The sequence below is a fragment of the Mesorhizobium sp. M7A.T.Ca.US.000.02.2.1 genome, from assembly GCF_003996995.1.
Taxonomy (GTDB): Bacteria; Pseudomonadota; Alphaproteobacteria; order Rhizobiales; family Rhizobiaceae; genus Mesorhizobium.
Window position 1 is genome coordinate 1 of sequence record NZ_RZTT01000232.1, and the last position, 9,620, is coordinate 9,620.

A 9,620-nucleotide genomic window follows, 5' to 3' on the forward strand; every position below is an offset into this window, starting at 1 on the left:
CGTCAACGTGTGGCGCGACGGCAAGAGCCAGACGGTCAAGGTCGATCTCGGCAAACTGCCCTCGAGCGACAAGCAGGCCTCTGTCGACCAGCAGCAGCCCGCCGCCCCGGCCAAGCCCGACACGCTGGCCGATCTCGGCCTGACCGTTACCAAATCTGAAAACGGCAAGGGACTGGTGGTGACCGATGTCGATCCCGACAGCGATGCCGCCGATCGCGGTATCCAGCCGGGCGACGTCATTACATCGGTCAATTCGACCGAAGTGAACGGCACCGACGACGTCACCAAGGCGATGACCGATGCAGTCAAATCCGGCCGCAAGGCAGTGCTGATGCAGATCACCCGCGACGACACCAATCGTTTCGTCGCGCTGCCCGTCGCCAAGGGTTGAGGTTGGCCCCGGAGCGATCTCTCGGCCTTTCCAAGTGGGTGAGGGCGTTCCGGCGGCAGGTTGGACTTTTCCAGTGCGGCAGTTTCAACACCCCCGAGCCGCCGTACGGGAAAGCATGGAGAAGCGCGCGTTAGTCAGTCATCGCGCCTTCCCCCGGCGGCAGCGGGCTTCCCATCGTCCGCTGCCGCACACTTTCAAAAGCGCTTCCGCGATCCGACGCAAAATGACATCGGCAGCGAGCAGCTTTATCGCGTACGGCTTCGGGCAATCTTGATCGCGGTGCGCTTTGGCAAAGGCCACAATGCAGATGTCTGCCACTCAACCTTCCGGCGAAATCGCGTATAACAGCCCTATGAAGATTCTCGTCATAGAAGACGATCGCGAGGCTGCGGATTATTTGCAGAAAGCCTTTGCCGAGGCCGGTCACACCGCGCATGTCGCCGGTGACGGCGAAACCGGCTTTGCGCTCGCCGACGCCGGCGACTACGACGTGATGGTGATCGACCGGATGATGCCGCGTCGCGACGGCCTGTCGGTCATTGCCGGTCTCCGGTCCAGGGGCAACACAACGCCGGTGCTGATCCTGTCGGCGCTCGGCGAGGTCGATGATAGGGTCACGGGTCTACGCGCCGGCGGCGACGATTACCTGACAAAGCCCTATGCCTTCTCCGAGCTTCTCGCCCGCGTTGAGGTTCTGAACCGTCGCGCCAGCGCCAAGGAAGCCGAAACCGTCTACCGCGTCGGCGATCTCGAACTCGACAGGCTGTCGCATTCGGTCCGCCGTGCGTCACGCGAGATAACGCTGCAGCCGCGTGAATTCCGCTTGCTCGAATATCTGATGCGGCATGCCGGCCAGGTGGTGACGCGCACCATGCTGCTGGAAAATGTCTGGGACTACCATTTCGATCCGCAGACCAATGTCATTGACGTCCATGTCTCCCGGCTGCGCGGCAAGATCGAGAAGGGCTTCGACAAGCCCATCCTGCATACGGTTCGCGGCGCCGGCTATATGCTGAAGAGCGGCTAGCTGCGGCATGGCTCTTTCCGTGCCAGCCATCATGAAGACGACGGCAGCGCGGCTTTCGGCGCTCTACCTCCTGCTCTTCGCGCTCTGCGCGGTGGCGCTCGTCTTCTATATGACCTCGTTGTCGGCGCGCATGCTGACCGGGCAGACACAGGACACCATCAATGACGAGGTGCTCGGTCTGGCTCGCGCCTATCAACGCGGCGGTCTGCCGGTGTTGGTCCGTGTAGTCGAGGCCCGCTCGCGCCAGCCCGGCGCCAACCTCTATCTGATCGCCGACGCCAACGGACAGATCCTGACCGGCAATGTGCAGAGCCTGGAGCCGGGCGTTCTCGAAACCGAAGGCTGGACCAGCAGTCCGTTCTCTTATCAGCGTTTTGGCGAGGGAGAGCTCGAGCGCCTGCGCAACCTTCCCGCCGAGCAGGGCACCACCACCCAATCCGAGCAGAACGATGCGCAGGCGCAGGGCGAAAAGGGCCACAACGCCATTGCGCTGGTGCTGCGGCTGCCGAACCAGATGATCATGCTGGTCGGCCGCGACCTTGGCGAGCCGGAGCGGTTTCGTGCGGTCATCCGCCGTGCGCTGATGCTGGCGCTCGGCATGATGGGGCTGGGCGGATTGCTGATCTGGTTTTTTGTCGGTCGCGCCGCGCTGAAGCGCATCGACAGCGTGTCGGAAGCCAGCCGTCGCATCATGGGCGGCGATCTGTCGGGCAGGCTGCCGGTGACGGGGGTTGGCGATGAGTTCGACCGGCTCTCCGAAAATCTCAATGCCATGCTGGCCAGGATCGCCACGCTCAATGAAGGCTTGAAGCAGGTTTCCGACAACATCGCGCATGATCTGAAGACGCCGCTGACCCGGCTCCGCAACCGGGCCGAAGCGACGCTTTCGGGCAAGCAAAAGCCCACCGACTACCGGCAGGCGTTGGAAGGCACCATTGCCGAGTCGGACCAGTTGATAAAAACCTTCAACGCCATCCTGATGATTTCCCGGCTGGAGGCTGGCTACTCCTCGGAGAACACCAACCGCGTCGACCTGGCGGAGGCCGTGCGCGATGTCGTCGAACTCTACGAGCCGGTGGCGGAAGAGGCAGGTGTGTCGCTGGAAGCAGACGCGCGCGAGGCGGTGTCCGTCAACGGCAACCGCGAACTGATCGGTCAGGCGCTGTCGAACATCGTCGACAACGCCATCAAATATTCGACCGGTGCCAATGCCCAGCCGGCGGTGCGCGTCACGCTCGAGCGAGCCGGTACGGACGTTCGCCTGTCTGTTGCCGACAATGGACACGGCATTCCCGACGATGGCGACCGGGCGCGAGCCACGGAACGTTTCGTGCGGCTGGAGAAGAGCCGTTCGCAGCCGGGTTCCGGTCTTGGCCTCAGCCTCGCCAAGGCGGTCATGACGTTCCACAATGGCCGGCTTGAACTCTTGCCTGGCAATCCCGGATTATCCGTGGTCATGAGTTTCCCAGCACGGGAGGATCACTGATGAGCACGGCTGCGAGGGCGAAAGATTGGCTGCTGAAGCCGGCGACCAGCCTGGCTCCGCTGGACGAAGACCGTGCGCGGCTGGAACTGGCCGAGATCGCTTCCGCGGCGCGCGAAGAAGGACTGACGCGGCTGGCCAAGTTCCTGGCCGGCAAGGGCGAGGGCCAGGATTTCCTTGCTGCCGTCTTCGATCTGTCGCCGTTCCTGCGCGATACCGCACGTCGCCGGCCGCAAATCCTGGACGGGCTGTTCGAGCAGACGATCGAGGCTCGACTGAAGGTGATCGGCGCCGCCATCGACCAGGTGCATCTAGCCGAAGCAGTCTCGGAATCCGGCTTGATGATGGAGCTGCGCCAGTGGAAGGCGGAGGCGCATTTCCTCATCGCGCTGGCCGATCTTGCCGGCGAGGCCGAAACGGCGCTGACGGTCCGGCGGTTGAGCGACCTCGCAGACGCCTGCACCCGCGCCGCCGTCGACTTCCTGCTGCGCGACGCGCATGGCCAGGGCAAACTCAAACTGCCGGATGTCGGCAATCCGTCGAAACAGTCGGGCTGGATCCTGCTCGGCATGGGCAAGCTCGGCGCGCAAGAGCTGAATTTTTCCTCCGACATCGATCTGGTGGTTTTCTTCGATCCGGAAGCGCCCGCCGTCGTCGATCCGCTCGACGCCACCGAGTTGTTTTCGAGGCTGACGCGCCGCCTGGTGCGCATCCTGCAGGACCGCACCGAACACGGTTATGTCTTCCGCACCGATCTGAGACTGCGCCCAGACCCCGGTTCGACACCGCTGGCGATCCCGGTCGAGGCGGCACTGCGCTACTACGAGGCGCGCGGCCAGAACTGGGAGCGCGCCGCGATGATCAAAGCACGCCCGGTGGCAGGCGATCTGGCCGCGGGTGCGGCCTTCCTCAAGGAGTTGCAGCCCTATATCTGGCGCAAATACATGGATTATGCGGCGATTGCCGACGTCCATTCGATCAAGCGCCAGATCCACGCCCACAAGGGCCATGGCGAGATTGCGGTCAAGGGCCACAACGTCAAGCTTGGCCGCGGCGGCATTCGCGAGATCGAGTTCTTCGTCCAGACCCAGCAGCTCATCGCCGGCGGACGCTTCCCTGAACTGCGTGGCCGCGAAACCGTGCCGATGCTCGGCGAGCTTGCGACCCGCGGCTGGATCACCGCCGAGGCGCGCGATGCGCTTGCCCGCCAGTACTGGTTCCTGCGCCGCGTCGAACATGCCGTGCAGATGGTTGCCGACGAGCAGACGCACACGCTGCCGGAAGATGATGAAGGCCTGGAGCGCATCGCCCGCATGCTCGGCTTTGCCGTTGCTTCTGCCTTTTCTCAAGCGTTCCGTGCCTCGCTGCAGCAGGTCGAACGCCACTACGCGGCACTGTTCGAAACAGCACCCGAACTGTCGACCGGCATCGGCAACCTGGTCTTCACCGGCGATGTCGACGATCCCGATACGCTGCAGACCTTGCACGGGCTCGGCTTTCAGCGGCCAAGCGACATCTGCCGCGTCATCCGTGGCTGGCATTTCGGCCGCTATCGCGTCACCCAGTCGGCGGAGGCACGCGAGCGGCTGACGGAACTGACGCCGGCGCTGCTGCGCGCCTTCGGCCAGACGCGCCGGGCCGACGAAGCTCTGATGCGCTTCGACGAGTTTCTCGCCGGCCTGCCGGCTGGCATCCAGCTGTTCTCCCTGCTGCAGTCCAATCCTGCCCTGCTGAAGCTTCTGGCGACGATCATGGGGGCCGCCCCCCGGCTGGCGGCGATCATCACCCGCAGGCCGCATGTCTTCGATGGTTTGCTCGACCCGGCCTTGCTCACCGAACTACCGGACCGCGCCTATCTGTCGGCGCGGCTTTCCGCCTTCGTCGAGGGCGACCGGCTTTACGAGGATGTGCTCGACCGGCTGCGCATTTTTGCCTCCGAGCAGAAATTCCTGATCGGTGTCCGGCTGCTCGCCGGCTCGATCGATCCGGCGCGGGCCGGCCGCGCTTTTTCCGATCTGGCGGATCTCACCATCGAGGCTGCGTTGCAGGCGGTGACGGCCGAATTCGCGGCACGCCACGGCACGATTGCCGGCGGCGTGGTTGCGCTGCTCGGTATGGGCAAGCTCGGCAGCCGCGAGCTGACCGCCGGATCGGATGTCGACCTGATCCTGCTCTACGACCACGCGTCGGATGCCGAAGAGTCCGATGGCGACAAGCCGCTGGCACCTTCGCATTACTACACCCGCATGACGCAAAGGCTGATCGCGGCGGTGTCCGCGCCGACGGCGGAGGGGGTGCTCTACGAACTCGACCTGCGCCTGCGGCCGTCCGGCAACAAGGGACCGGTGGCCACCCATATCGATGCCTTCAAGAAATACCAGCGCCAGGAAGCCTGGACCTGGGAACACATGGCGCTGGTCCGCGCCCGCGCCATTGCTGGCGACGCCAGCCTGTGCGGCGAGGTTGAAGCGGAAGTAGCGGCTGTACTTGGCCAGCCGCGCGATGCTGCAAAGGTGATGGCCGAGGCTGCGGACATGCGGGCTATGATCCAGAAGGAAAAGCCGCCGCGCGATCTCTGGGACATCAAGCTTATTCCCGGAGGATTGATCGATCTGGAATTCATCGCCCAGGTGGCCGTCATTACCGGGCAGGTCGAGACCGGGCGCCGCGCCACCGGCACCGCCGAGATCCTGTCGCGCCTCGCACCGGGCTTCGCCGATGCCGGGATCAGGCAGGAGCTTGGCGACGCCTACGCGCTCTATCTTGCACTGACCCAGATGACGCGGCTGTGCCTCACCGGAGCCTTTGAGCGCGACGACGTTCCGCCGGGGCTTTCGGATCTGCTTCTGGCGGTGACCGACCTGCCGGATTTCGGTGTGCTGGAAGCACACCTCAAGGAGACGTCGCAGACGGTCAGGAAGGATTTCGATCTTTTGCTTCGTACGGGATGACCGTGAAGCGATCGTCCCCTGGAACCGAAGACGTTTCGTGCTCTTCCGGTCTCATGCAGCTACTCTGTTCGCCGAATCTGCTGGAGCGCCCGGCTCGCGTGAGACTGCAAAATCGGTCGCGCAGATAGGCATAGAAACGCGGCGGCAGCATGCCATAGTCGAATCGGGACGGTTTGCTGCCCGCGATGGGCCTGAGATCGGGACCCGGCCAGAGGAAGTCATTGGTTTCGGTCACGACAATCCATGACGGCGTGTCATCGAGGCCGAGATGGGCTTTGAGTGGCGCAGGTATTTCTACTGCATCGGCAGGATCAGCCGGTGGCGAGTGTGTGACCGGAACGACCGTTATAACTTCACGGCCTTCCACGACCCGGCGCGCGGCGACAATGGCGCATGGTCGGTTTTTGCGACCTTCTTCGGCACCCTTTTCGTGTTCTCTCACCCAGAGGTAAGAATAGGAAATCACCAGACCCGGGATAGGTTTGGGCAGGCTCACGGTGTCCAGTCTTTAAGCATCGCATCGAGCCCGGCATATTCGCTCGGTACGGCGCTTTCGGCGATGGCGTTCAGCGTCTCATCGTCCAGTTCTTCCGCGTTACGGGCGACTCGTCCCTTGACCAACACCTCGAACATCGCCGCCGACAGGAGTACCGTGTGGGTCCGGCCATTCTTTGTGATTGCGACCGGCGCACGCTGGGCAGCGTCCTGAAAACGCCCGACATTCTGCTGGAATTCTGTTGAAGTCACCCGCATGACAATGCCTCTCTTTTCTATCTAAAATAGATAAAATAGATAGTTTTGTCAAAGCATCTCACCTCGGGCCTGCGAGGTGGGATCAAGCCTGGAATGGTGATGAAATCTTCAGGCTGCGGCTTTGATCGCCAGCACGGCCTTCTTCACCGGGATGCGCACCGACACGATCGTGCCGACTCCTTCGCTCGACCGGATCTTCAGCGCGCCGCCCTGGAGTTCGGCCAGCGAACGTGAGATGGCAAGACCAAGGCCGGACCCGGCATGGCTCTTGGAGAACTGGTTCTGCACCTGCTCGAAAGGCCGTCCGAGCTTGCCGAGCGCATCCTTGGGGATGCCGCAGCCATTGTCCTCGATCGTCAGCACCAACGCGCCGGATGTGTTGCGGGCCCTGACCGATATGTGGCCACCCTGGCCGGTGAACTTCACCGCATTGGACAAAAGGTTGATGACGATCTGCTTGATCGCACGGCGATCGGCGACCAGCGTCAGCGCATCGGCAATGCGCGTTTCCACGGTGATGGCCTTTTGCGCCGCCTGCAGCAAAACGACGCGTACGGTTTCGCTGATCAGCGGGCCGAGGTCGATCTCTTCCCGGTCCAGAGAGAACTGGCCGGCTTCGATCTTGGACATATCGAGAATGTCGTTGATGACGCCCAGGAGATATTTGCCGCTGCTGTTGATGTCGGTGGCATATTCCTCGTAGCGCTCCGATCCGAGCGGGCCGAACAGCCCCTGTTCCATCAGTTCGGAGAAGCCGATGATGGCGTTCAGCGGCGTGCGCAACTCATGCGACATGTTGGCCAGGAACTCGGATTTGGCCCGGTTCGCCGCTTCGGCGCGTTCGGTTTCCTTCATGTATTTGCGGTTGAGGTCGACCAGTTCGCGCGAACGCTCCTCTTCGGCCCGCCGCGCCAGGCTGAGATCATGGATCGTCGCCATCAACCGGCGCTCGCTGTCGACCAGCTTCTCCTGGTGCAGCTTAATCTGGGTGATGTCGGAGCCGACCGAGACGATGCCGCCGTCCCGGGTCTTCAGTTCGTTGACCTGCAGCCAGCGGCCATCGGCCAGCTGGCGCTCGAAAGTGGCGCCGCCCTGCAGGCCGCTGGTGTGGGCAAGCCGCCGTTCGGAAGCAAAGGCCAGCATGCGCTCTTCCAGCGCCGCGCGCGCGGTGCCCGGCATCACGTCGCGGTCCGAAAGTCCGTTGTCCTGCTGGTATTTGGAATTGCACATGATCAGGCGTTGCGCCGAATCCCACAGCACGAAGGATTCGTTGATGTTCTCGATCGCCGTTCTGAGGCGAAGGTCGGCCGCCTCGGAACGCAGCGCCAGATGGCGCTGTTCAGTGACGTCGACGGCGATACCGATCAGCTGGATCTCCGGGGCTTCCGGATCGATGACCTGCGCCCGTGCGCGCATCCAGACCCATTGGCCGTCGGAATGCCGCATGCGGAACACCTGGTCGATATGGTCGATCTCGCGTGCGACAATTCTGTTGGCGAGCTCGAACAGGTCGCCGTCCTCGGGATGGATGATCTGATCGACCTCGCCGAAGGACAGCATCGTGTCGCAGGGCTTGTAGCCGAGCATGTCGTACATCGAGCGCGACCAGTACATCTTGCCGCGCACCATGTCCCAGTCCCACAGGCCGCAGCGGCCACGCACCAGCGCCATATCGATGCGCTGATGCGCTTCGAGATAGATGCGGTCGGCCGCCTGCGCACGCGCGGCCTGACCGAAATAAGCGTAGAGGATGACGATCAGCACGCCGGCCGTCAGCACGAACAGGGTGACGTTCAGTGAAACGGTCTTGCGCCAGGCATCGAAAACCGCATCCTGTGGCACCAGGGCCGCCGATGCGCCCTTTCCGCCATCCGCCAGGCTGACCGCCGCGTACCAATCCCGTCCGTCGATGTTGACGTCCATGACGCCGGCACGATCGCCGAACATGAACAAGGGCTGGCCGCCCTCGACGAGGCCGTCGAGTGAATGGCCCTGCCATGGCATGGAGCGCGGCGTCACCGCGACGATCTTGAAAGCGCTGTCGGTGATGACAAGCACATGGCTGCGGCCCATCGCGCCCTGACGGCTGGTGGTCTCCAGCAGGTCCTGTATGGCGCCGGGCACCGTTTCCGAGGTGGTGGCGAGCGAACTGGCCAATTGGCCCGCCGCCAGCGTCAGGATCGCCTTGGCATTGCGCTCGACATCGTCGCGCTCGTTCATCAGCGACAGCACGCGCAGCGCCGCGATGACGATCAGGAAGGTGATGATGAGGACGGGTATTGATCGGCGCAGCAGCGGCTCGGCGGCCAGAAGCCGTCGATAGGCCGGTTCGGCGATGAGCCGCGTATTCCCGGCAAGACCGTCGCCGCGCGTCTCACGACGCGCAAAAGCCGTCCCTCCGGGCGCGCCCCACGCGTCCGCCTTCGCCATAAATGGCACTCCCCGAATTTGCCTATGCTGCTTGGTGATCCGGCAAACGCCGCACATCCGAATCGTCAGTAAAGAATCAAAGGTGATTCGCCTTGTCCAGTGGTCCGGCCAAAAAAGATTAAAAATCGACTAAAATAACGTCGAAATGGTCGATCTCCCCCCTCGTGGGGGAGATCACTCTCCCTACGCCAGCGTGCGCTCGACAATATCCCGCAGATCCGCCGACAGGTTTTCGGCGCCGGCGATCGACAGCAGCGCTTCCCTGGCCTTGGCCTGCCGCAAAGGTTCGAGCGAACGCCACGATCTGAGCGCCGTCGCCAGCCTGGCCGCCACTTGCGGGTTGCGCTTTTCAACCTCGAGCACAGTCTGGGCAAAGAACCAGTAGCCTTCGCCGTCAGCACGATGAAAGCCGGTCTGGTTGGCGCTGGAGAAGGTGCCGATCAGCGAGCGAACCCGGTTCGGATTGCCCATCGAGAAGGCCGGGTGGTTGGTCAGGGCCTTCACGGTGTCGACGGTTTGCGGTCCCGGAACGCTGGCCTGGATCTGGAACCATTTGTCCATGACCAGCGGGTCGGACCCATAGGT

The 9,620-nt window shown here is 63.2% G+C and carries 9 protein-coding genes; 4 read left to right on the top strand and 5 right to left on the bottom strand.

Annotation, left to right across the window (positions count from 1 at the left end; translation table 11 throughout):
• The coding region (locus EOD15_RS20880) for a PDZ domain-containing protein (RefSeq protein WP_127408786.1) at positions 1–391 on the top strand (391 nt) is incomplete at its 5' end.
• Positions 392–529: 138 nt separating this feature from the next.
• Here EOD15_RS20880 and EOD15_RS35840 read toward each other — a convergent pair.
• The gene (locus EOD15_RS35840) at positions 530–709 is read right to left on the bottom strand and encodes a hypothetical protein (RefSeq protein WP_164762155.1); all 180 of its coding nucleotides are present in this window, start codon (positions 707–709) and stop codon (positions 530–532) included.
• Between the two features lie 34 nt (positions 710–743).
• On the opposite strand from EOD15_RS35840, the gene EOD15_RS20885 reads away from it, so the two are divergent.
• The 3 genes from EOD15_RS20885 to EOD15_RS20895 are packed head-to-tail and all read left to right on the top strand — an operon-like array spanning position 744 to position 5,852.
• Complete coding sequence (locus tag EOD15_RS20885) at positions 744–1,418, top strand: response regulator transcription factor (protein ID WP_023812818.1); 675 nt, start codon at positions 744–746, stop codon at positions 1,416–1,418.
• A gap of 7 nt (positions 1,419–1,425) precedes the next feature.
• Positions 1,426–2,904 carry a HAMP domain-containing sensor histidine kinase gene (locus EOD15_RS20890; protein ID WP_127408787.1) on the top strand — a complete coding sequence of 493 codons (1,479 nt, stop codon included), beginning with the start codon at positions 1,426–1,428 and terminating at the stop codon, positions 2,902–2,904.
• Complete coding sequence (locus EOD15_RS20895) at positions 2,904–5,852, top strand: bifunctional [glutamine synthetase] adenylyltransferase/[glutamine synthetase]-adenylyl-L-tyrosine phosphorylase (protein ID WP_127408788.1); 2,949 nt, start codon at positions 2,904–2,906, stop codon at positions 5,850–5,852. Before EOD15_RS20890 ends, EOD15_RS20895 begins: the two co-directional genes overlap by 1 nt.
• On the opposite strand, the gene EOD15_RS20900 is transcribed toward EOD15_RS20895, so the two are convergent.
• From EOD15_RS20900 to EOD15_RS20915, 4 genes are all read right to left on the bottom strand, one after another.
• On the bottom strand, positions 5,815–6,348 hold the full coding sequence (locus tag EOD15_RS20900) for a type II toxin-antitoxin system PemK/MazF family toxin (RefSeq protein ID WP_164761768.1): 534 nt from the start codon (positions 6,346–6,348) through the stop codon (positions 5,815–5,817). The genes EOD15_RS20895 and EOD15_RS20900 overlap by 38 nt on opposite strands.
• Positions 6,345–6,605 (bottom strand): type II toxin-antitoxin system prevent-host-death family antitoxin, encoded by a 261-nt coding sequence (locus EOD15_RS20905; RefSeq protein ID WP_023812822.1) that lies wholly within the window; start codon positions 6,603–6,605, stop codon positions 6,345–6,347. The genes EOD15_RS20900 and EOD15_RS20905 overlap by 4 nt, the downstream gene beginning before the upstream one ends.
• Positions 6,606–6,713: 108 nt before the next feature.
• A complete protein-coding gene (locus tag EOD15_RS20910; RefSeq protein ID WP_127320943.1) occupies positions 6,714–9,035 on the bottom strand; it encodes a PAS domain-containing sensor histidine kinase in 2,322 nt (773 codons plus the stop codon).
• Positions 9,036–9,218: 183 nt separating this feature from the next.
• A partial coding sequence (locus EOD15_RS20915) for an aminopeptidase N C-terminal domain-containing protein (RefSeq protein WP_127408789.1) occupies positions 9,219–9,620 on the bottom strand: 402 nt, incomplete at its 5' end.

Bases quoted from the DNA above. Each gene is read 5' to 3' on its own strand.
- EOD15_RS20905 (WP_023812822.1), bottom strand. From the start codon at position 6,605: ATGCGGGTGACTTCAACAGAATTCCAGCAGAATGTCGGGCGTTTTCAG.
- EOD15_RS20895 (WP_127408788.1), top strand. From the start codon at position 2,904: ATGAGCACGGCTGCGAGGGCGAAAGATTGGCTGCTGAAGCCGGCGACC.
- EOD15_RS20910 (WP_127320943.1), bottom strand. From the start codon at position 9,035: ATGGCGAAGGCGGACGCGTGGGGCGCGCCCGGAGGGACGGCTTTTGCG.
- EOD15_RS20885 (WP_023812818.1), top strand. From the start codon at position 744: ATGAAGATTCTCGTCATAGAAGACGATCGCGAGGCTGCGGATTATTTG.
- EOD15_RS20890 (WP_127408787.1), top strand. From the start codon at position 1,426: ATGGCTCTTTCCGTGCCAGCCATCATGAAGACGACGGCAGCGCGGCTT.